This window comes from Cellulosimicrobium sp. G4 BAM 1002 (genome assembly GCF_057126935.1).
The window spans coordinates 3,624,604-3,646,857 of sequence record NZ_CP182109.1; the positions used below are offsets into that span (position 1 = coordinate 3,624,604).

Consider the following 22,254-nt stretch of genomic DNA (forward strand, 5'->3'; position numbering starts at 1 on the left):
TCAGTCCTCGAGGAGGGGCTGGATCGCGCCGCACGTGTCGGCCAGCACCGCCTCGACGTCCGCGTCGGCCGTCCACAGCGCGTCGAGCTCGGCGCGCACGGTCTCCTGCAGCTTCGCGAAGTTCTTGTGTGAGGGCTTCGTCACCGCGTCCTGGATGCCGTCGACCACGACCGCCTGGAGCTGGGTCTCGCTGAGCTTCGGGTTGGCGGCGCCGAGCGTCTCGGCGTTCAGGAGCGACTCCCGCGGCGGCGGGAAGTACGCAGCGAGGGTCTCGGCGTTCTCCGGGTTGGTGAACCACGCGAGGAAGTCGGCCGCGACGTCCGGGTGCTCCGCGGCGGCGAAGACGCCGATGCCGGCCTGCCCGATGACGTTCTGCTGGCCCGCCGGGCCCGCGGGCAGCGGCACGACGTCCCACGCGAATGAGTCGTCGAGCGCCGACGCGCGGCTGATCTGCGTGATCGTCATCGCGGCGTCACCGGCGAAGAAGTCCGCCGTCGTGCCCGGCCCGGGCATGGCCTTGTCGACGAAGGTCGCGTCGTGAACCCACGAGAGCGCGTCGAGCATCTCCGGCTCGGTGAACGTGCACTGCGTGCCGTCCTCGCTCCAGGGAGCGGCGCCCCACCCGTCCCAGATCGTCGCGAGGTTCTCCCACACCTTGTAGTCGAAGTCGCGCACCACGAGCCCCTGCTTGCCCGACGTCGCCGCGGCGGCCGCCGAGATGGCGCGGGCCTGGTCGTAGGTCCAGTCGCCCGACGCGACGAGGTCGGCCGGGTTCGGCTGAGCGGCGGCGGCCACCTGGTCCGTGTTGACGAACATCGCGAACGGCGAGTTCGAGAACGGGTAGGCGTAGAGCCCGCCGTCCTGCTCCCAGAGCGAGAGCGACGAGTCGAGCAGGTCGTCGAACTCGTACCCCTCCGTGTCCTTGAGCTTCGGGGCGACGTCGACGAGCGCGCCGCTGGAGACGAACTCCGGCGCGTAGCTCTCGAGGATCCACGCGAGGTCGGGCGCGTTGCCGCCCGCGAGCTGCGTCGTGAGCGACGTCGTGTAGTCCTCGAACGGGATGGTCTCGAACGTCACGCCCGAGACCAGGTCGGGGTTCTCGGCGACGTACGCGTCGGCGATCTCCTGGAACTGCGCGAGCTGGGTCTCGTCGGCGGTCCAGACGGTCATGCGCAGGTCGACGGGCTCGCTCGGCGTGCTCGGCTCGCCGGCGACCTCGTCGCCACCTCCGGAGCACGCCGTGAGGACGAGCGCGAGAGCGGCGCCGCCGGCGGCGAGGGGCACGCTCACGAGGCGCCGCCGGGACGACGTCGTGCGGGGGGCGCGGCGCTGCCGGGAAGACAGGGTCAGGGGGTTCATCAGTTCTCCTTCGGACTGAGGTGGGGTCGGGTGCCGTGGGCGCCCGGTCAGTAGGGGTGGGCCTCGGCCGGCCAGCGCAGCTCGACGCCGGCCCGGACGAGCTCGTCCTGGTAGTCGGCGAGCAGGTCGGCCTTCGACTGGACGGCGTGCGGGGTGCGCCCGGTCGCGAGGCAGTGGGCCGCGAGGTGGCCGGCGGCCTCGCCGATGTTCCACTCGACGGGGTGCAGGCGGTAGCAGCCGTTGGTGATGTGCGTCGTGCCGATGTTCTTGTTGGCGGCGAGCAGGTTGGTGACGCGCTGCGGGAGCAGCGCGCCCAGCGGGATCTCGAACGGCGTCGACGCGACGTCGATGTACGTGTCGCCGCCGGTCGAGGGGTGCAGGTCGATGCGGTACATGCCGAGCCCGACGGAGTCGTCGTACCGGGTCGCGCCGCGGTCGCCGCGCACGGCGTACGACACGTCGTTCTCGGTCACCGTCGTCACCGCGCGCAGGCGGCGGGACTCGCGGTGGTACGCGGCCTGGGCGAGGCCGTCGGCCGAGCCCATGACGTCGGGGCGCAGCCGCAGCCCCGGGAAGCCGGTCCCGCCGTCGGGCCGAGGCGCCTCGGTCTGCATCCAGTACAGCATCGAGAGGCTGAGCTGACGGGCGTCGGCGATCCGCGCCTCCTCGACGTCGCGCGGCACGTCGAGCACGGGCGCGAGGAAGTAGTCGATGCTCGGCCAGTTCACGAGGCACAGGTCGCTCGCGTAGTGGCCCGGGGCGAAGAGGTCGCGCGCGGCGATGCGGCGGAACGTCCACAGGTTGCCGTCGCCCGGGTTCTTCGACTGGTCGGCGTCCACGGCGCGCGCGTCGTCGCCCGGGTTCGGCGTGAACGACCGCACGTCCATCGCGAGCGTGCGCGGGTTGGGCGCCTCCCACGAGAGCATGCGCCGCCCGTTCCACGGGCCCGGGGTGTAGGTGCTCCAGAAGTCGTAGCGCTCGGGGCGGTCGATCGTGTGGTCCCCGTCGACGTGCTCGACGGCGAAGCACACGCTCAGCGCCTGCACGTTGTCAGGCTGCGCCTCGTCGGGCGCGCTCGGCTCGCCGGTCTCGCGGTTCGACTCGAACCCGGTGACGTACTCCGTGCCCGTGAGGGGCAAGAGCTCGCCCGTCTCCGTCGCGTCAACGACGAACGCCGCCTGGACGGTGACGCTCTCGCCGGCCGCACCCCGGGTGACCGGCGAGAGCGTGACCGAGGTGACGCGGTCGCCGTCGGTCGTCGCCGCCGTCGGGCGCACGCGCTCCAGCAGGCGGATCCGGCCGGCGGACCGCCACGGGGCGAGCATCTCCTCGAGCACGCCGACCGCGACGCGCGGCTCGTGGCACAGCTTGGAGACCCAGCCGGCACCGGGGTTGAGCGCGTCCCACGTGCGGGCCGCGTCGGTGAGCGGGTAGGAGCGGCGGTAGACGTCGCGGATGCCGTCGCGCAGGGCGCGGTAGCGCGCGGTCACGCCGAACCGCTCGACCCACGCGCTCTCGTCCGGCGGTACGGCCTGCGACGTGAGCTGCCCGCCGATCCACGGGTGCTCCTCGGTGAGGACGACGCGGGCGCCCCGCTCCGCCGCGGCGAGCGCGGCGGCCACGCCGCCGAGGCCGCCACCGACGACGAGGACGTCTGCCTGCAGGTCTGGATGGGTCACGCTGGGGTTCCGTTTCTCTGGTGCTCGATGCTGCGGTCTGAGGCTGCAGGCCGCTCAGGCGCCGGGGGCGGGCGCCGGTACGACGGCGGGCGGTGCGGTGGGGGGTGCGGCGTGCCGTCGTGCGCTCGACGGCGCCGCGACGGTCTCGCCGTCGACGTCCACGCACTCGAGGAGCTGGTGGAGCTCGTCCTCCGGGACGGCGACGGCGCGCGACGCGCGGCGGCGGTCCGAGCGGCCCGAGCCGGACTCGGCCGCGACGAGCCGGGACAGCAGCACGAGGGCGCGCGCGCCCATCTCCTCGCGGGGGATGGAGAAGCCCGACCAGCGGCGCCCGCCGGGGCGCCCGTGGTGCGGCTGGCCGAGGAGGAGCACCGAGACGTCCGCGGGCACGCGCACGCCCCGGGCCTCGAGCTCGTCGACGAGCTCCTCCGGGGAGTTCTCCGGCGCCACCACGACGGCGGTGAGCCGCTGGTCCACGATCTCGGCCGCCGTCGCGGCGACGTCGTCCAGCTCGACGAACCGCACGGTGAGACCGTGGGCCTTCATCGTCGCGCGGTAGGCGTCGACGCGGTCGAGCGTGGGCTGGTCCGTGCCGCGGGGTCCGACGTACCCGATGCGCTCGTGGCCGAGCGCGACGAGCCGCTCGACCTGGCGCGCGGTCGCCGCGACGTAGTCCGCGCCGACGTAGGGCAGGCGCCCCCCGTCGCTGCCCCGCTTGCCGATGAAGACGAAGGGGTAGTTCGTGTCGAGCAGGTGCTGGAGCTCGCCGCGGTCCTCGTACTGGCCGAGCAGCAGGCAGCCGTCCGCGATGCCGAGGCGCTGCCAGCCGTCGCGCGTGAGCCGACGACGCCCGTCGACGACGCGAGCGCTCGTGAACAGCAGGATGTCGATCCCGAGCTGCTCCGCCGCGTGCTCGATCCCGACGAGGAAGGGGCCGTAGAAGTCGCGGCCGGCACGCGGGAACGTCGCCTCGTACGTGAAGACGCCGAGGATCTGGTTGCGGCCGCCCGCGAGGCGCTGGGCGACGGGGTTCGCCGAGTACCCGGTGATCCGGATGGCGTCGAGCACCCGCTGGCGCGTCTCCTCGCTGATGCGCACACCGGCGGGCGTGCTGTCGTTCAGCACGAAGGAGACCGTCGCCTGGCTGACGCCCGCCATGGCGGCGACGTCGGCCTGGGTGATGCGGTGCCTCGGCATGGATCCTCCTCGATCACGTCATCGGTGACGTGGGAAGGAGTCTCGCGAGCAGGGTGCGCCCGGGTCAACGGGGTAATACGCATTATTAGCGTTGAGCCGCTCTGCGCCAGGCGTCATCGCCCGCATGCTGATCCGCATTACCAGCCGTGCCGAGAGATGCACTCCGACCTCGAGAGATGCACTCCGGGGTGCATCTCTCGGCCGGCGGTGCATCACTCGGGGCGCCGTGCCGACGGCAGGCCCCGGACACGCGTGAGGCCCCCGGCAGCGCCGAGGGCCTCACGCGCGGGACGAGAACCGGCCGCGACTACCCGCAGGTCAGCGCGTCGTAGGGTGCGGACGCCGAGCCGTGCGCGACGCCGTCGGTCCCGACGACCTCCACCGTCGCCTCCCCCTCCCCGACCGACGTCGAGCGCGTCGCGAAGGACTGGTAGGCGCTGCGCCCGGGCGCGACGTCCGCGACCGTGCGCTCCCCGAACGGGGTCACGAGCCGGACGGCAGCCGGAGCGTCGCCGTCGTTGCGTGCCGTCACCGCCACGTACGCACGGCCCGCGAGGCAGCGCGTCGCGGTCTGCACGTCCACGGCGGGCTCGCCGTCGTCGCACGCCGCGGCCTCCTCCGCGGTCGGCGTCCAGCGCAACCAGTCGAACGACGCGGTGATCTCCGGAGGCGTCGCCGACCCGCGCATCGCGAACGGCCCCACGCCCGTCGGCGCGAGCGCGGCCACGTCGACCGTGCGGCCCCACGGCGCGAAGTCGACCCCGTCGACGGACACCGACGCCCGCACGACGGTGCCGTCGCTCGCGAGCCGGAGCCAGAACGTCTCGCCGAGCCCGGCCGGCGGGACGACCGAGTCGAACCCCGTGTTGCGGTCCGTGCCGTTCTGGCGCCAGATGAGCTCGACACGCGGACCGAGCGACCCGTGCACGAGGTCGAGCTTCGCGTAGTTCGCGTCGTCGCGGTACAGGAGCAGGCCACCCTGCTGGAACTTCTCCGTCGGGTCGACCGACACGGCGGTCGTGACCTCCCACGGCCCGTCCGGGACGGCCTGGAGCGGCAGCGACGCACCCGCGACGCCGGTCGGGTACGTCGGGATGTGCAGCGCGCCGTCGGCGAGCTCGTGCCGGGCGGCGTCGGCGCGGACGACCGACCAGCGCGCCGGGTCGAGGACCGCGCCGTCGAACTCGTCGGACGCCGCACCGCTGCACTGCTCGCGCAGCGGGTCGGGGTCCTGCCCCGGCTCGGGCGGGCGGACGGCGTCGGGGTCGCGCTGGGCCCACGCGATCGTCGCGCCCAGGCGGTCCCCGGACTCGTAGAAGAGGTAGGTCTCGTCGCCGTCGGTGACGATCTCGGGGGCGGCGACCCGCCCGGTGTCGTCGCCGACGCCCGTGGCCTCGTGGAGCTCCCAGCGCGGCCCGACCTGCGTCATGGTGGGGTCCAGCGTGCGCGCGTACACCGTGCCCGACGAGCCGTGGTAGATCACGTAGAGCTGACCGTCCCACTCCCACAGGTTGCCGCCGGACACGTTCGTGCCGGTCGCGGCGTCGGGCACGACCAGCGGGTCGGGCCGGACGACCCACGTCTTCCCGTCGACCGACTCCGCGACCTTGATCCGCCGGATGTTGTCGGTCCGGTTCTGCATGTACGTCATCGCGAAGCGGTAGCCGGACGCCGGGTCCGGGTGCTCGACGACGCGCGCGTAGGACGTCTCCGTCGTCCCCGCGCCCCCCTCGGCGTTGGTCACCGCGACACCGGAGTCGTCGAACGTGAGCCCGTCGGACGACGTCGCCCAGCGCGTCGTGGAGTTCTCTCCGTGGAAGTACAGGAGCACCTGGTCCGTCGCGTCGTCCCACAGGACGTCGGGGGACGAGACATGGGAGACGTGCTCGTAGTACGGCAGCCACTCGTTCGCGACGATCGGGTTGTGGGCGTACTCCGTCCACGGCCCCTCGAGCGAGTCGGCGTACATCAGCGAGATGCCGCCCGGCGCGTCGTGCGGGGCGTAGTACAGGTACCACTCCCCCAGCGGGTCGTCGAGGTGGGCGCCCGCGTGGAAGACGCTCGGGAAGATGAACTCGTCCGTCGGGTTGTAGATCATCGACTCCTTGTCGGTGATCACGCCGCGGTACTCGAACACCGGCAGGTCGGACGCCGACGGGCCGTCGGTGTCGCGCGCCACCGCCGTCGGGACGGCGGCTGCTGCCGGGGCTGACGCTGCCGGGGCTGACGCCGCCGGCGCGCCGGCTCCTGTCGCCAGGAGCGCGGCCAGCGTGGCGGCGGCCACCGCGGCCTGGCGAGACGCTCGCCGGCGTGGTGCTGCTCGTCGGATTCTCACAGGGACCTCCATCGGTTCCTCACCGGCGGCGTCCTCGCCGACCGGGCGCCGCGCAGGAGGCGGCGGCTGGTCGCAGTGTCACCGCACACGCACCGGCCAGGTCAAAGGGATGATGCGCATTATTAGCGCAGCGGCCGCTCGGCGGACCGGGCCGTGACGCTAGAGTCGTCCCGTCCGACGCTTTACGTCTGACATCAGACAACCATCTCCGGAGGACCATCGCCGTGCCGCTCTTCGACCTGCCGCTCGCCGAGCTCGAGACCTACTCGCCCGCCCTCCCGGAACCGGACGACCTCGACACGTTCTGGTCCACGACCCTGGCCGAGTCGCGCGCCGCAGGCGGCGACCCCGCGGACACCCTGCGGCTCGAGCGCGTCGACGCCGGCCTGCGCCTCGTCGTGGTCGACGACGTCACGTTCCCCGGTTTCGGTGGTCACCCGGTCAAGGCGTGGCTCGTGCGCCCGGCCGCAGCAGCGCACGCCGCCGAGACCGGCACGGGCGAGCCGCTGCCCGCGGTGGTCGAGTTCATCGGGTACGGGGGCGGGCGCGGCCTCCCGCACGAGCACCTCGCCTGGGCGAACGCCGGCTACGCGCACCTCGTCGTCGACACGCGCGGACAGGGCAGCCACTGGGGAACCGGCGGAGGCACCCCCGATCCGGCCGGGTCCGGGCCAGCCGTCGCGGGCGTCATGACACGTGGCATCGGGGACCCGCACGACCACTACTACCGGCGCGTCTTCACCGACGGCGTCCGTGCCGTCGACGCCGTGCGCTCCGTCCCGGGGATCGACGCCGCACGCGTCGCCGTGCTCGGGACGAGCCAGGGCGGCGGCATCGCGATCGCCGTCGCCGGCCTCGCCGACGGCCTCGTCGCCGCGATGCCCGACGTGCCGTTCCTGTGCCACTACCGCCGCGCCGTCGAGATCACCGACCGCGACCCCTACCGCGAGATCACGCGCTACCTCGCCGTCCACCGCGACGCCGAGGACAGGGTGTTCAGCACCCTCTCGTACCTCGACGGAGCGCTCCTCGGCCGCCGGGCGACCGCCCCAGCCCTGTTCTCCGTCGCGCTCATGGACCCCGTCTGCCCGCCGTCGACGGTGTACGCCGCGTACAACGGGTGGGCGTCCGCCTCGGCGCACCCCGACGTCGACCGCGCGATCGACGTCTACCGCTACAACGAGCACGAAGGTGGCCAGGGCTACCGCTTCGCCCGCCAGCTGGAGTGGCTCCGCAAGCACGCGAGCTAGACCTCGCCCGTCCTGGTGGCGGGCGTCCTGTGGTCGGGCCCGCGGGTAGGGCAGCCCCACCCGCTCAGCCGTCCCGTCACCCGGCAGGTGGCCGAGTCGCGCCGAGGTAGAACCGTGGTCGCGTGAGGTAGAACCCTGGTCTGCCGGAGTAGAACGGACAGACCGGGGTGGGACAGAGCCGGGAGGGGTGGGTGGGGGCGCCGCGTCGTGGTCGGGCCTGGCGGGAGCGCCGCGAGGAACGAGCGGCGCGGATGGTAGACGCGGCGCCCCCACCCACCCCGACACCCAAGCCGACCCACCGCCGTCCGACACGACCACGGTTCTACCTCGCGCGACCTCGGCGGGGGTCAGTGGGCGACGACGCGGGCTCCGGCTGCGGGCGCCGTGGTGCACCAGACGCTGTCGCACGCGTCGTTCGCGGTCCACGCGGCGGCGATGGCGAGCGCGTGCTGGCGGCTGCGGGCGAGGGCGGCGACGGTCGGGCCGGAGCCGGAGACCATCGCGCCGAGCGCGCCGGCCTCGTGGGCGACGTCCAGGGTGTGCCGCAGCTCGGGGCGCAGCGAGAGGGCGGGGCCCTCGAGGTCGTTGCGCAGGACCTGCCCGAGCCCGACGGCGTCCCCGGCGCGCAGCGCCTGCATGAGCGCCGTGTCCTCGGCGAGGTCGAGCTCGTCGGGACCGCCGACGGACTGGTCGAACGTGCGGTAGACGTCTGCGGTGGAGAGCCCCTTCGCCTGGACGGCGAACACCCAGTGGAACTCGCCGCGCGTCATCGCGGGCGTGAGCACGTCGCCTCGGCCCGTGCCGACGGCGGTGTGCCCGACGAGCCCGAACGCGACGTCGGCGCCGAGCCCGGCGGCGATGCGTGCGAGCTCGGTGCGCGGCAGACCGGTCTCCCACAGCGCGTCGCACGCGACGAGCGTGGCGGCCGCGTCAGCGGAGCCGCCCGCCATGCCGCCGGCGACGGGGACCTCCTTGAGGATCTGGAGCCGCACGTCCGGGTCGATGCCCACGTGCTCGGCGAGCGCGACGGCGGCGCGCCACGCGAGGTTCGTCGCGTCGGTGGGGACGACGTCGGCCTGCAGCCCGGTGACGCTCAGGGAGACGCCGGAGCCGGGCGGTACCTGGTGGGCGATCACCTCTTCGCTCAGCCCGACGGCCTGGAAGATGGTGACGAGCGGGTGGTAGCCGTCGTCCTGGAGGGCGCCGACGCGCAGCGACAGGTTGACCTTGCCCGGAGCGCGCACCCGGACGAACGGGGGCGGCGCGGCGGTCAGGTGCGGTGTCACGCGTCCACTGTGCCAGGTCGTTCCCGGGCGGCGCGCGGCGAGCCGGACGCCGCTCGCGGGCCGGCGCCGGCGCCCGCGCCCAGGTGCTCGGCGATCCGGGCGAAGTCGGTGACGTCGAGCGTCTCGCCCCGGGCCTGCGGGTCGACGCCGGCGGCCTCGATCGCGGCGAGCGCGGCGGCGGACGACCCGGCGAGGCCCGCGAGGGCGGACCGCAGCATCTTGCGACGCTGGGCGAACGCGGCGTCGACGACGGCGAACACCTGCTCGCGCGTCGCCGTCGTGGTGGGCGGTTCTCGGCGGTCGAGCGCGACGAGCGCGGAGTCGACGTTGGGGACGGGCCAGAACACGTTGCGCCCGACCGTCCCGGCGCGGCGGGCGGAGGCGTACCAGGCCGCCTTGACCGACGGGACGCCGTACGTGCGCGACCCGGGCGGTGCGGCGAGCCGGTCCGCGACCTCGGCCTGCACCATGACGAGCACGCGTTCGAGCGAGTCGAAGCGCTCGAGGAACGTGAGCAGCACGGGGACCGCGACGTTGTAGGGCAGGTTGGCGACGAGTGCCGTCGGCGGCTCGCCGGGGAGGGACGTGACCTCGAGGGCGTCAGCACCGACGACCTCGAGCCGGTCACCGAGGTCGGGGACGTGCGCGGCGACGGTGGTGGGGAGCTGCTGCGCGAGCACCGGGTCGATCTCGACGGCGACGACGCTCGCGCCCGCCTCGAGCAGCCCGAGCGTGAGCGAACCGAGGCCGGGACCGATCTCGACGACGCGCTCCCCCGGCCGGACGTCGGCGACGCGCACGATCTTGCGGACGGTTCCGCCGTCGTGCACGAAGTTCTGCCCGAGGGTCTTGGTCGGGCGGACGCCGAGGCGCCCTGCCAGGTCACGGATCTCGGCCGGACCCAGCAGGGCGCCTCGGGTATCGCTCATGGTCGGCAAGCCTACCGACCTCGGGTCACAGGAGACCCAGCTTGGCGGCGCACGCCGGCCACTGGCCCCAGCCCGAGCGGGCCTGGAGCGCCTGTGCACGCTGCGTCTGCTCGGCGGCGGACGCCTCGGACGGGAGGCCGGAGCCGCCCATCGCGCGCCACGTCGAGAGCGAGAACTGGTACAGGCCGTAGTAGCCGTTGCCCGTGTTCGTCGCCGGGTTACCGCCGGACTCGCACTGCGCGAGCGCCGACCAGACGCCCTCGGGCGCGGAGCCCAGGTCGGCGGCGGGCGCCGGGGCGGAGGACCCGCCGGACGAGGTGCCGCCCGACGAGCGCGGCTGCGCCGCGGGCTTCGGCTCGGGCTTCGGACGCTCCTTGGTGCCCTGCACGAGGATCTTGTTCACCGGGGGCGTGGTGATGCCCTCGGAGACGAGCTCGCGCGACTCCTCGACGCCGTCGACGGTCGTGACGCGGTGGACCGTCGTGTGGACGCCTTCGGCGCCCTCCTGCTTGACGACCGCGTCGAGGTCCTTGAAGCGGTTCGCGTCCTCCTCGGTGACCGTCTCGAACGGCACGGCCGTCGTCGTCGGCACCTCCTGGACCGCGACCCGCTGGACGACCAGCGAGACCTCGGGACCGTCGGCGGCCGTGTCGTCGGCCGCCTCGTCGGAGGTCGCGGCGGCATCGGCGGCAGCAGGATCGGCGGCGGCCGCCGCGGCCGCCTCGATCTCGGCCGTCTTGGCGACGTGCACGCGGTCGAGGTCGCCGAGGACGACGCCCTGCTGGTCGAGGATCGCGTCGATGCCGATGCTGCCGTCGGGGGCGACCTTGGTCTCGCCGTCGACGACGACGTTGACGGGGCCGTCCGCGTCGAGGCGGATGGGCAGGGACGCACGCTCGCCGGAGCGCGACGCCACGAGGCGCACGTCGCTGCCGCGCGAGGCGAGTGTCGTCAGGGCCTCGTCCGCGTCGAGCGCGGTGAGCCAGACGGAGGACTGGGAACCGTCGACCTGGACGGGGACCTCGCGCCCGTAGCGGACGACGACGTCGCTGCCACCGCTCAGGGCGGCGTCGACGTCGGGCACGACGAGGTCGCGGTCGCCGACGGCGACGTCCTGCTCCTCGAGCAGGCCGGCGACGGAACCGGCGAAGGTCGTGACGGTGACGGTCTTGCCGTCGACGTCGAGCTCGACGGTCTTGCGCGCGTTGCCGTAGGCGACGGCTCCGGTGGCGAGGAGGACGACGGCGGTGGCGCCGGCGACGAGGGGCCAGCGACGACGGCTCGTGGCCGTCGTGGTGGCGGCGGGGCTCTCAGGGCTCTCCGCGGGGGTCTCGAAGGGGGTCAGCGGGTCGTGGGGGTTCGTGTCGGTGCCCTCGGGGGCGCCGGCCGCGTTCGCGGTCCGGTGGAAGGGGTTCTTCACTCGGGTCCAGTCGTCGTGCGTCCCGGGCACGGAGGCTCGACGGCGCGCGTGCACCACCTGCGGCCCGCGTCGGGGGCACAGCGTGCGTGCGTCCCTCCGCGGCGGGCGCACCGAGGTGCGACCACAGGTCTCGAGCGGCCGATCCGGCTGCCGGCGCCTTGTCGCACCCCTTCCCCAGGGCCCGACGGCGGCGCACCGCCCGCATGGTCCGGGCACTCTCAGCGGCCGGTGGGCCGTGGCGAGGGTGCCGTTCGCGCGCGAGCGACGTTCGACCGTAACCGATCTGTTATCGAACTCCAAGCCTTGCCAGGCTAGGATGGGAGGTTCTGTCCGAATTTCTCCGTGAATGTGGGGGCAGCCTGCACCGGGCCCTCACGCGCTGCACACCCCGGACGCGCGGGAGCGTGGCGAGCCCGACGGCTCAGTACCAACCCTTGGCGACCGAGTGCGACCACGCGCCGCACGGCGTGCCGTACCGGCCCTCGATGTAGCCCAGGCCCCAGGTGATCTGCGTCGCCGGGTTGGTGCGCCAGTCGTCGCCGGCGGTCGCCATCTTCGACCCCGGCAGGGCCTGCGGGATCCCGTAGGCGCTCGAGCTCGGGTTGTCGGCGTCGACGCGCCAGTTGCTCTCCTTGGTCCAGAGCTTGTCGAGGCACGTGAACTCGTCGTCGCCCCACCCGCGCTGCGCGGCGAGCGACCGCCCGATCGCCCGCGCCGAGCCCGGGTCCACCGAGACGGAGACGTCCATCGTCCCGATCTTGATGATCTCGTTGCGCGGCTCGGTCGTGACGGTGCGCGTGAGGACCGTGCGCGACACCTCGGCACCCCCGAGCGTCTGCACCGAGTACGTCGTGACCGCCTCGCCGACCCGCCCCGACTGGACGACCACACGGTGGCCCTGCGGCAGGTTCGGGTCCTCGATCTCCTCCGTCGTGAAAGGCAGGACCTCGTTCGCGGTGTCCGACGTCGCGGCGGCCCGGCTGACGAGGACCAGCATCCCGTCGACTGCCGCCGCGTCGAGCGGGGCCGACGTCTCGTCGCCCTCCGCGAGCACGATCCCGGCGGTCGCGAGCACGCCGCGCACGGTCGGCTCCGCCGTCGTGATGGGCATGACCACGCCGTCCACGGCGACGTGCACGGTCTTCAGCGTGGAGACCCGGATCGCCTCGCGGCCCAGCGCCTGCGTGCGGGACACCTCGGTCACGGCGCCCTCGGCACGCGGGCCGAGGTAGGTGAGCAGCTCACCGACGGTGCGGGCCGTCGTCGAGATCGTCTGGACCTCGCCGTCGATCTCGATGGTCACCTCGTGGCTGGTGCGCACCACGATGGTGCCGCCGTCGCGCGCCGGGTCGGCGAGGGCGGGCTCGACGAGGTCCTCCGACGCGACGTCGACGCCCTGGTAGTCGAGCACCTCGGCGACGGTCCGGCCGTACGCCGAGACGTCGTGGAGCTCGCCGTCGACGTCGAGGGTCACGCTCTTGTGCAACGAGGCGAACGCGCCCGTGACGCCGACGAGGCTCGCGACGACGAGGCCCTGGGCCGCGACGCGCAGCAGGCGCCGTCGACCGGTTCCGTCAGGTGCGAGCACGCACGTCTCCTCGTCGCCGGCGAACCGCCGGCAGGTCGCGGGTCTTCGCCGACCGGTGGGCGCACCGGTCGCGCACGGTGGCCGCCCCGCGTCGCGGGTGGCCGCGCGCCCGCAGGGACGCGCTGCACAGACCGTAGCGGACCCGGACGCCCGGGTGAAACCTCACGGGTCGGGCGGACCGCCGTCGCCGCCCACGCTCCTCCGGTGCGGCACGCCCGTCTAGGGTGATCGGCATGAGGACGACGACCCGGCCGCCCCGTACGTTCGAGACGGGCCCGGGGACCCGCGTCCTGCGACTCGCGACGTGGGCGGGCGCCGTCGCGCTGCTCGGGGTCGGCGCGCTCGTCGCACTGCGCGCGACGGGGCCGGTCCCGGTCCACGTCGACGCGACCGGGACGCCCGACCGCTACGGCTCGCCCGCCGAGGCCCTCGTCGCGACCGCGGTGCTCGTGGGGTGCGTCGCCCTGTGCCTCGCGCTCTCCCACGTTCCGCAGGTGTACAACTACCCCGTGGCGTTCCCGGAGGCTCGCGCCCAGGCCGTCTACCGCGAGGGTGAGCGCGTCATGGTCTGGACCGCGGCCGCGTGCCTCGTGCTCGGCGTCGGCGCGACGTCCGTGACGCTGGGGGGCGGCGGAGCGCTCGACGCGCTCCTGTGGGTCGGTCTGGCGCTGGTCGCCCTCGTGCTCGTCGTCGGTGTCGCGCGCATGGTCCGCGCGGCCCGTCCGGGCGACTGAGGGTGACGTCTCGGCGTCATCGGCGCCGCACGCGCTCCGGGCTCACCACGGCCCGTACACCGCGACCGACGTCGCGGCGAGGCGCGCGCAGACGTCGGCGAGCGGGCGCTCGGTCACCTCCGCGACGGTACGGACGGTCGCCGGCAGCACGTACGGGGCGTTGGGCCGACCACGGTACGGGTGGGGCGTGAGGTACGGCGCGTCGGTCTCGACCAGGACCTGGTCGAGCGGCACCGCGCGGAGCGCCGCGCGGAGCTCGTCGTTGGCGCGGAACGTCACCGGCCCGGCGAAGGAGAGGAACCAGCCCTGCTCGGCGCAGAACCGCGCCATGTCCGCGTCGCCGGAGTAGCAGTGGAAGACCGTGCGCTCGGGGGCACCGTCGCGCGCGAGCACGTCGAGCACCTCGGCATGGGCGTCGCGGTCATGGATCTGCAGCGCGAGGCCGAGCTCCTTCGCGAGCGCGACGTGTGCCCGGAAGGACTCGCGCTGTACGGCTTCGCCCTCCGGACCCGTACGGAACAGGTCCATGCCGGTCTCACCGATCGCGCGCACGCGGTCGTTGGCCCGGGCGACGGCCGCGATCTCGGCGATCGCGTCGTCGAGGCTCACGGCGTGGTGGTCCTGCGGGTCGGGTTCCAGCCCGTCGGGGCCGACCTCCCGCACGCCGCCGTGCAGCACCGCCTCGTTCGGGTGGATCGCGACGGCACCGAGCAGCCGCCTCACGCCGTCCGCCACGTGCTCGTGCTCGCTCCCCGCCCACCCCCAGACCTCGGGCTCGCCCCGCAGCAGGGCGTCCGTCCACCGGGCGGCAGGCAGGTCGCAGCCGACCTGCACCACGCGGTCCACCCCCACGGCCGCCGCTCGCGCGAGGTGGTCCGCCACGCTCGGCGCGGGGACGTCGTCCGGCAGCACGTGACCGATCGAGTCGAGGTGCGTGTGGTTGTCCACCACCGGGACCGGCAGCGGCTCCGGGTCCGGCGGCCACCCGCGCTCGCGCTGCTTCGCCACCGTCAGGCGGTCTCGCGCAGGCGGTCGAGCTCCTCCTCGACGATCGAGTCGTCGAGCTTGGTGAAGACCGGGGTCGGCTTCGCCACGGGCGTCCCGGGGACCACCGCCCGTGGCTCCCAGGCCCGGAAACCGGACTCCGTCCCGCGGGCGTAGTCGCCCGTGATCACCGGGTAGTGGCGGGAGTCGTCGTCGAGGTCGGTGACCTCCTCGATGCGCGGCTGCGGCGAGAAGGTGCCCGTGCCGCCGAACGTCTCGTGCACCTGCTGCGCCGAGAACGGCAGGAACGGGGACAGGACCGTGTTGAGGTCGCTGACGGCCTGCGTCACGGTGTGCAGCACCGTCGCGAGGCGGTCCGGGTCCGTCTTGAGCTTCCACGGCTCGGTGTCCGAGACGTACTTGTTCACCTCGCCGACCGTCTTCATGGCCTCCGCGACGGCAGCGCGCTGACGGTGCGTCGCGATGAGCTCGCCCACCCGGCCGAACGCCGTCGTCGTCGCCGCGAGGACACCCTCGTCGATCGGCTGCCGCTGCCCCGGCTCCGGGATCGCACCGAAGTTCTTGTGCACGAGGTTCGCCGTGCGGTTCACCAGGTTGCCCCAGCCCGCGACCAGCTCGTCGTTCGTTCGGCGCTGGAAGTCCGCCCACGTGAAGTCGACGTCCTGCGTCTCCGGGCCGGCCGACGCGACGTAGTAGCGGAACGCGTCGGGCTGGTAGCGCGCGAGCATGTCGCGCACGTAGATGACCAGGCCGCGCGACGACGAGAACTTCTGGCCCTCGACGTTGAGGAACTCGCTCGACACGACCTCCGTCGGGAGCTGCAGGTTCCCGTACGCCCCGGGCTCGCCGCCCTTGCTCCCGCGGCCGTCGTAGCCGAGCAGCTCCGCCGGCCAGATCTGGGAGTGGAACGTGATGTTGTCCTTGCCCATGAAGTAGTACGACCGGGCGTCCGGGTCGTTCCAGAACGCGCGCCACGCCTCCGGGTCGCCGCTGCGCCGCGCCCACTCGATCGACGCGGAGAGATACCCGATGACGGCGTCGAACCAGACGTACAGGCGCTTGCTCGAGTTCTCCTCCCACCCGGGCAGCGGCACGGGGATGCCCCAGTCGATGTCGCGCGTCATCGCCCGCGGGCGCACGTCGTCGAGCAGGTTGAGCGAGAACTTCAGGACGTTCGGGCGCCACTCGGTGCGCGTGCGCAGCCAGTCCCCCAGCGCGTCGACGAACGCCGGGAGGTCGAGGAAGAAGTGGTTCGACTCGACGAACTTCGGCGTCTCGCCGTTGATCCGGCTCTTCGGGTTGATGAGGTCGATCGCGTCGAGCTGGTTGCCGCAGTTGTCGCACTGGTCACCCCGCGCGCCGTCGTACCCGCAGATGGGGCACGTGCCCTCGATGTAGCGGTCCGGCAGCGTGCGGCCCGTCGACGGCGAGATCGCACCCATGGTCGACTGCTCGACCATGTACCCGTTCTTGTGCACCGTGCGGAACATCTCCTGCACGACGGCGTAGTGGTTGCGCGTCGTCGTCCGGGTGAACAGGTCGTACGACAGCCCGAGCTGCTGCAGGTCCTCGACGATGACGCGGTTGTACCGGTCCGCAAGCTCCTGCGGCGTCACGCCCTCCTTGTCCGCCTGGACGAGGATCGGCGTCCCGTGCTCGTCCGTCCCCGACACCATGAGGACGTCGTGACCCGCCATCCGCATGTGCCGGCTGAAGACGTCCGACGGGACACCGAAACCTGCGACGTGACCGATGTGGCGCGGGCCGTTCGCGTACGGCCACGCCACGGCCGAGAGGATGTGGGTCATGGTGCCCGATCCTAGTCGGCCCGCGGGACGGACCGGCTGGCCGTCTCGCGAGTCCGGTAGGGCCCGGGTCCTCAGGTCCCGACGTGCCCAGGGGTGTGGGGCGGCCGGAGCCGAGACCCGTGCGCCCCCTCGGCGCAGGTCCGCGCCGACCCGACGCGCTACGCCGGACCGCTCAGTACCAGTTGACGGCCTGCGAGTGGGACCACGCACCGCAGGGGGTGCCGTAGGAGCCGGCGATGTAGTTCAGGCCCCACGTGATCTGGGTCGCGGGGTTGGTGGCCCAGTCGGCACCGGCGCTCGCCATCTTGGAGCCGGGCAGGGACTGCGGGATGCCGTACGCGCTCGACGTCGGGTTGTCCGCCGACGGGTTCCAGTTGGACTCCTTGGTCCACAGCTTCTCGAGGCACGTCCACTGCGAGCCGGTCCAGCCGCGGGCGGCGGCCAGCTGCTGACCGATCGTGCGCGGGTCCTTCGGGCGCTCCTGGGTGCCCGTGACCACGATCTCGTCCACGGGGGCGGTCGTGACCTCCTGGGCGAGCTGCTCGCGCGACTCCTCGACGCCGTCGACGAGCGTGACCTCGAAGGTGGTCGTCGTGACGCCGTCCGCGCCGGCCTGCGCGACGACGGACTCGTCGGTGTACCGCGCGGCGTCGGCCTGCTGGACGGTGCCGTGCGGGACCGGCGTCGCGACCTGCTGCTGCTCGACGACGACGCGCTGCACGACGAGCGACACGGCGGGCGCACCCGGCTCGGTGGGCTCGACGCGCTGGACGCTCACGCGGTCGAGCTCGCCGAGCTCGACGCCCTGCTGCTCGAGGATCGCGGGGATGCCGATGCTGCCGTCGGGCGCGACCTTCGTCGCACCGTCGACGACGACGTTCACGGGCCCGTCGGTGTCGAGGCTCAGGTCGAGGGACGCGCGCTCGCCGGAGCGTGACGCGACGAGGCGGACGTCGCCGCCGCGCTCGGCGAGCGTCGCGAGGGCCTCGTCGGCGTCGAGCGCGGTGAGCCAGACGTCCGACTGCTCGCCGTCGGTCTGGACCGTCACCTGCTTGCCGAGGCGGACGACGACGTCGTCGCCGTCGGTGAGCGCGGAGCCCGGGTCGGGGGCCACCCGGTCGCGGTCGTCGACCTCGACCCCGGCGGCGTCGAGGGCGCCCCTGACGGAGCCGGCGAACGTGCTGACGGTGGTCAGCTCGCCGTCGACGTCGATCGTCACGGTCTTGCGGGCCTCGCCGTACGCCACGGCGCCCGAGCCGAAGAGCGCGACGGCCGTCGCGCCGGCGACGATCGACCAGCGGCGTCGGCGCGTCGAGCGCAGCGTGCGAGCGGCGCGCGAGGCGCTGCGGGAGGGGGCGTCGGCCGAGGGGGTCGACGTCGCGACGGGGGCGCTCTCGGGCGCGCTCGAGCGGAAGGGGTTGTGCACAGAGGATCCAGTCGTCAGGGGTTCCGGGCACGGGGGGCCGACGGCGCACGTGCGCTCTCCCGGTCGCTCCGCGCCGCGGCACGAGCGTCACCCGGGGTCGGCCAGCCGATCCGGCCGTCCAGCGGCGTCCTGGGCCCTGGAGGCCGCTCCGAAACACCGCACCCGCGCCCGCCTTTACACCTGACTGCAGTGCACGGCAACGCGAGACACCCGACCGTAACCGATTCGTTATCGAGGTCCAAACCGACTGGTCAGCCGCCGCGTTCGCCGCGAGGTGTCAGCCTGCCGGGGTCACCCTGACCCGCAGCAGGCGGTCGTCGCCGTCACGCGGGTTGCCGCGACCGTCCGTGTTGTTCGTCAGCACGTAGAGCACGGAGCTCCCGTCGTCCGCGAGCGGGGTCGCCGGGTCGACGAGGACCGCGCGCAGACGCCCGAGGTCGGTGAGCACCGCCTGGGGGGCGCCGAACGCCTCGACCGAGCCACCACCGTCGGCCGACGCGAACGGCACCCGCCACAGCCGCTCACCCCGCAGGCCGGCGAGGTAGGCGCCCTCGCGCGTCACCGCGAGGCCGCTGGGCGAGGCGTCCGACGTCCCCCACGTCGTCACGGGGTCGACGAAGCCCGCACCAGCGCCGCCGGTGCCCTCGACGTCCGGCCAGCCGTAGTTCCCGCCGGGCACGATCACGTTGAGCTCGTCGAACGTGTCCTGCCCGAACTCGGCGGCGAGCATGCGGCCCGTGACGTCCCAGTCGACACCCTGCACGTTGCGGTGCCCGAGGCTCCACGCCGGCGACGCCGGGTCGGGGTTGCCCGGAGCGGGTGCGCCGTCGACCGTGACGCGCAGGATCTTGCCGTTCAGCGCCGACGCGTCCTGCGCCGCGTCACGCTGCTGCGCGTCACCCGTCGTCACGTACAGGAAGCCGTCGGGGCCGAACGCCAGACGGCCGCCGTCGTGGGTCGACGCCGCGGGGATGCCTCGGACGACCGGGGTCAGGGCCGACAGCTCACGGCCCGAGAGCGTCCCGCGCAGGACCTCGTTCTGGTCCGCCGTCGTCCGGTACACGAAGACCTCGCCCGGCGCGGCGCTCCCCTGCGGACCGACCGCCACGCCGAGCAGGCCTGCCTCGCCCCGCACCCGGGTGTTGTCGCGCAGGTCGTCGGCACCCGGGCCCGTCACCGGCTCGACCGTCCCCGTCGCGGGATCCACGACGACGAGCCGGCGCTCGTCGCGCAACGACATGAGCAGCGTCCCGTCCGCGAGCGCCGCGATCCCCCACGGCGCGGGCAGCCCGGTGGCGACCTCCGCCACGTCGAGGCGAACCTCGGGGACGACCACGAGCCCAGGCTCCGACGGCGGCTCCGGGGTGGTCGCCTCGGTCTGCTCGGGCGTCTCCGGATCGCCCGCGGTGCTCGTCGCGCCCGACGGCGCGGGCGAGGGCTCGCGCCCGTCGTCCGCCGTGCACGCGCCGAGCGCGAGCACCACGGCCGCCGCCGCGCAGGCCACGAACCGGGCGCGACCCGGAGGAACGAGCGGGAGGGACATGCGCCCATCCTTGCGCGGGGCACGCCCTCGCGCAGTGCCGCCCGCTCGCCGCGGCGGGGCGACGAGCCTCCTGGCACCAGGACCCGGCCCCGGGCCGCTCCAGACGGTGCTACCGGAGGCGGGTGAGGCCGCGCTTGAGGCCGCGGACCGCCTGGCCGATGCGGTGCTCGTTCTCGATGAGGGCGAACCGGACGAACTCGTCGCCGCCCGGGCCGAAGCCGACGCCCGGGGAGACGGCGACGTCGCACTCCTCGACGAGGTGGGTGGCGAACTCGATCGAGCCCATGTCCCGGTAGGGCTCAGGGATGCGGGCCCACGCGAACATCGTGCCGCCGGGCTTGTGGATGTCCCAGCCGATGCGCTGCAGACCGTCGTGGAGGGCGTCGCGGCGCGACTCGTAGACGGACGAGATCTCCTGCGGGAACTCGGTCGCCTCGTTGAGCGTCACGGTCGCGGCGATCTGGATCGGCTGGAACGTGCCGTAGTCGAGGTAGCTCTTGAGCTTGGCGAGCGCGCCGACGACGTCCCGGCGGCCTACGAGGAACGCGACGCGCCACCCCGCCATGGAGAACGACTTCGTCATCGAGTAGAGCTCGACCGCGACCTCGCGCGCGCCCTCGCACTCCATGATCGACGGCGGCCGGAACCCGTCGAACGTCATGTCGGCGTAGGCGAGGTCGTGGACGAGCACGACGTCCTTGTCCCGGGCCCAGTCGACGAGTCGCTGCAGGTCCTCCTTGGTCGCGACCGTCGTCGTCGGGTTGTGCGGGAACGACAGCACGACGACGCGCGGCTTGGGCCAGCCCAGCTCCCACGCCTCGATGATGCGGTCGATGTAGCCCGCGGCGTCGGTGCCGTCGCCGATGGGGACCTGGCGCGCGTCGGCGCCCGCGAAGTAGGGGCCCCAGATGTGGATCGGGTAGCTCGGCGTCGGGACGAGCGCGACGTCGCCCGGCTGGAGCAGCACCCACATCAGGTGGCTGAACCCCTCCTTGGCGCCGATCGTCGAGATGATCTCGGTGTCCGGGTCGAGGCTCACGCCGAACCGGCGCTGGTACAGGCCCGCGACGGCCTCCCGCAGCTTCGGGATGCCGCGCGACGCGGAGTACCGGTGGTTGCGGGAGTTCTGCGCCGCCTCGGCGAGCTTGTCGACGGCGATCTGCGGGCTCGGCAGGTCGGGGTTGCCGAAGCCGAGGTCCACGACGTCGCGCCCTGCTCGGCGTGCCTCGATCTTGAGCCCGTCGATGATCGTGAAGACGTAGGGCGGCAGACCGGGGATCCGGCGGAACTCCATCGCAGTGCTCCAGCTCTGTGCGGCGCGCCCGGTCGCGGGGTGCGTACGGGTCGCGGGTCCCGGCAGCGTACGCCCGTGCCCGACGTCGCGCGGTCGCGTCTCGCGTCGGGTCGCGACCTCCTGGGGCGCCGGGCCGGCGGGCTCACTCCCCCGACGACCACCCGAGGTTGCGCGCCATCTGCTGCAAGGTCGCGACGGTCGTCGCGTACCGCTCGGGGGTGATGCCCTCGGCGACGCGCTCGCGTGACCTCGACACCGCGTCGAGGAGGTCGTGGTACGCGTGGTTGCCCGCGAGCGTGACGGACAGCCCGGCGTCGGACCGCGCCACCCAGCCTCGCCGGACCAGGTCCTCGACCTCGGCGCTCACGGACGCCGCGTGCCCGCCTCCGGCGGCACCCGTGAAAGGCGACAGCACGCCGTCGACGGCCGTCTCCTCGCTCACCCCGTCACGGATCGTGTTGAGCACCTGCCAGTGCCGGCGCGTGAGGCCGGTGTGCTGGAACACGTCGTCGAAGCTCTCGTCGATCAGCCGGTCCACGAGCTTGAGCCAGTACCCGACGGGCCGCCCCGTCCCCTCGCTCCCGGCCGTCTCGGGGTTCGGCTGGTCGTCGCTCATCGGTCCTCCCGTGGGCTCCGCGTGCGGGTTCCCTCACTCTCGCACCGCCGCCGGAACCCCGCCACGCGACCCTGGTGTACCAGGCCCTCGCGCGTGGCAGAGTGAAGGCATGAGCGAGAGCACCTCGGGGCCGCGCCGCGCGCTGATCGTCGTCGACGTCCAGCCGACGTTCTGCGAGGGCGGTGAGCTGGGCGTCGAGGGCGGGAACGACGTGGCCGCGCGCATCGCGAGCCACGCGCGCGACCACCGCGACCTCTACGACCTCGTCGTCACGACGCAGGACTGGCACGTCGACCCGGGAGCGCACTGGAGCGGGTCGCCAGACTTCGTGGACACGTGGCCGCCGCACGGGATCGCGGGGACGCCGAACGCCGAGCTCCACCCCGCGCTCGTGGACCTCGCGCCGGACGTGAGCGTGAAGAAGGGCGAGTACCAGGCGGCGTACTCGGGCTTCGAGGGCGTGGACGTGGAGGGCAGGACACTCGCGGACGTCCTGCGCGACGCCGGTGTCGGTGCCGTCGACGTCGTCGGCATCGCCGAGTCCCACTGCGTCCGCGCGACGGCGCTCGACGCGCACGCGCTCGGCCTGCGGACCCGCGTGCTCACCGACCTCACCGTGCCCGTCACGCCCGAGCTGGGTGCGGCGGCCCGGGACGAGCTCGCCGCGGCGGGCGTCGCGCTCGAGCCGAGCAACGCCGTCGGCGCCCGGCCCGTCGAGTGACGCACTCCCGCTCGAGTGATGCACACCGGCGTGCATCATTGGGCCGGGAGTGCATCACTCGGCG

At 73.6% G+C, this 22,254-nt stretch carries 17 protein-coding genes; 3 read left to right on the plus strand and 14 right to left on the minus strand.

Translation table 11 applies throughout. The features are described 5' to 3' along the window. The 4 genes from ACMXGY_RS16195 to ACMXGY_RS16210 form a co-directional block, all read right to left on the minus strand. Nucleotides 1–1,359, minus strand: coding sequence for an ABC transporter substrate-binding protein (locus ACMXGY_RS16195; protein WP_483774009.1), 1,359 nt, complete (start codon nucleotides 1,357–1,359; stop codon nucleotides 1–3). A 47-nt stretch (nucleotides 1,360–1,406) separates the two neighbouring features. Next, the gene (locus tag ACMXGY_RS16200; protein WP_483774010.1) at nucleotides 1,407–3,038 is read right to left on the minus strand and encodes an FAD-dependent oxidoreductase; all 1,632 of its coding nucleotides are present in this window, start codon (nucleotides 3,036–3,038) and stop codon (nucleotides 1,407–1,409) included. 54 nt (nucleotides 3,039–3,092) lie between these two features. Beyond that, nucleotides 3,093–4,235 (minus strand): LacI family DNA-binding transcriptional regulator, encoded by a 1,143-nt coding sequence (locus ACMXGY_RS16205; RefSeq protein ID WP_483774011.1) that lies wholly within the window; start codon nucleotides 4,233–4,235, stop codon nucleotides 3,093–3,095. A gap of 307 nt (nucleotides 4,236–4,542) precedes the next feature. Beyond that, nucleotides 4,543–6,519, minus strand: coding sequence for a beta-xylosidase family glycoside hydrolase (locus ACMXGY_RS16210; protein WP_483774012.1), 1,977 nt, complete (start codon nucleotides 6,517–6,519; stop codon nucleotides 4,543–4,545). A 275-nt stretch (nucleotides 6,520–6,794) separates the two neighbouring features. On the opposite strand from ACMXGY_RS16210, the gene ACMXGY_RS16215 reads away from it, so the two are divergent. Then, a complete protein-coding gene (locus tag ACMXGY_RS16215; RefSeq protein ID WP_483774013.1) occupies nucleotides 6,795–7,820 on the plus strand; it encodes an acetylxylan esterase in 1,026 nt (341 codons plus the stop codon). A 347-nt stretch (nucleotides 7,821–8,167) separates the two neighbouring features. Here the strand turns inward: ACMXGY_RS16215 and ACMXGY_RS16220 are convergent, their stop codons facing one another. From ACMXGY_RS16220 to ACMXGY_RS16235, 4 genes are all read right to left on the minus strand, one after another. Beyond that, nucleotides 8,168–9,106 carry a 4-(cytidine 5'-diphospho)-2-C-methyl-D-erythritol kinase gene (locus ACMXGY_RS16220; protein ID WP_483774014.1) on the minus strand — a complete coding sequence of 313 codons (939 nt, stop codon included), beginning with the start codon at nucleotides 9,104–9,106 and terminating at the stop codon, nucleotides 8,168–8,170. Continuing rightward, nucleotides 9,103–10,035, minus strand: a complete 933-nt coding sequence (gene rsmA, locus ACMXGY_RS16225; RefSeq protein WP_483774015.1) for a 16S rRNA (adenine(1518)-N(6)/adenine(1519)-N(6))-dimethyltransferase RsmA — start codon at nucleotides 10,033–10,035, stop codon at nucleotides 9,103–9,105. The genes ACMXGY_RS16220 and rsmA overlap by 4 nt, the downstream gene beginning before the upstream one ends. A gap of 25 nt (nucleotides 10,036–10,060) precedes the next feature. Beyond that, complete coding sequence (locus ACMXGY_RS16230; RefSeq protein WP_483774016.1) at nucleotides 10,061–11,485, minus strand: transglycosylase family protein; 1,425 nt, start codon at nucleotides 11,483–11,485, stop codon at nucleotides 10,061–10,063. 391 nt (nucleotides 11,486–11,876) lie between these two features. After that, nucleotides 11,877–13,043: an aggregation-promoting factor C-terminal-like domain-containing protein gene (locus tag ACMXGY_RS16235; protein WP_483774017.1), complete on the minus strand. Its 1,167-nt coding sequence runs from the start codon at nucleotides 13,041–13,043 to the stop codon at nucleotides 11,877–11,879. Nucleotides 13,044–13,276: 233 nt separating this feature from the next. Between ACMXGY_RS16235 and ACMXGY_RS16240 the strand changes: the two genes are divergently transcribed. Further along, nucleotides 13,277–13,777, plus strand: coding sequence for an SdpI family protein (locus tag ACMXGY_RS16240; RefSeq protein ID WP_483774018.1), 501 nt, complete (start codon nucleotides 13,277–13,279; stop codon nucleotides 13,775–13,777). A gap of 42 nt (nucleotides 13,778–13,819) precedes the next feature. Here ACMXGY_RS16240 and ACMXGY_RS16245 read toward each other — a convergent pair whose 3' ends face one another. From ACMXGY_RS16245 to ACMXGY_RS16270, 6 genes are all read right to left on the minus strand, one after another. Then, a complete protein-coding gene (locus ACMXGY_RS16245) occupies nucleotides 13,820–14,785 on the minus strand; it encodes a TatD family hydrolase (protein ID WP_483774019.1) in 966 nt (321 codons plus the stop codon). A gap of 2 nt (nucleotides 14,786–14,787) precedes the next feature. Then, nucleotides 14,788–16,590 (minus strand): methionine--tRNA ligase, encoded by a 1,803-nt coding sequence (gene metG / locus ACMXGY_RS16250; protein WP_483774020.1) that lies wholly within the window; start codon nucleotides 16,588–16,590, stop codon nucleotides 14,788–14,790. Between the two features lie 172 nt (nucleotides 16,591–16,762). Continuing rightward, on the minus strand, nucleotides 16,763–18,016 hold the full coding sequence (locus tag ACMXGY_RS16255) for an aggregation-promoting factor C-terminal-like domain-containing protein (protein ID WP_483774021.1): 1,254 nt from the start codon (nucleotides 18,014–18,016) through the stop codon (nucleotides 16,763–16,765). A 277-nt stretch (nucleotides 18,017–18,293) separates the two neighbouring features. Then, a complete protein-coding gene (locus ACMXGY_RS16260) occupies nucleotides 18,294–19,559 on the minus strand; it encodes a PQQ-dependent sugar dehydrogenase (protein WP_483774022.1) in 1,266 nt (421 codons plus the stop codon). A 109-nt stretch (nucleotides 19,560–19,668) separates the two neighbouring features. After that, on the minus strand, nucleotides 19,669–20,853 hold the full coding sequence (locus ACMXGY_RS16265; RefSeq protein WP_483774023.1) for an aminotransferase class I/II-fold pyridoxal phosphate-dependent enzyme: 1,185 nt from the start codon (nucleotides 20,851–20,853) through the stop codon (nucleotides 19,669–19,671). A gap of 142 nt (nucleotides 20,854–20,995) precedes the next feature. Then, nucleotides 20,996–21,469 (minus strand): MarR family winged helix-turn-helix transcriptional regulator, encoded by a 474-nt coding sequence (locus ACMXGY_RS16270; RefSeq protein ID WP_483774024.1) that lies wholly within the window; start codon nucleotides 21,467–21,469, stop codon nucleotides 20,996–20,998. A gap of 109 nt (nucleotides 21,470–21,578) precedes the next feature. Here ACMXGY_RS16270 and ACMXGY_RS16275 point away from each other — a divergent pair, with 109 nt between their 5' ends. Further along, nucleotides 21,579–22,190, plus strand: coding sequence for an isochorismatase family protein (locus ACMXGY_RS16275; protein ID WP_483774025.1), 612 nt, complete (start codon nucleotides 21,579–21,581; stop codon nucleotides 22,188–22,190). The last annotated feature ends 64 nt before the right edge of the window (nucleotides 22,191–22,254 follow it).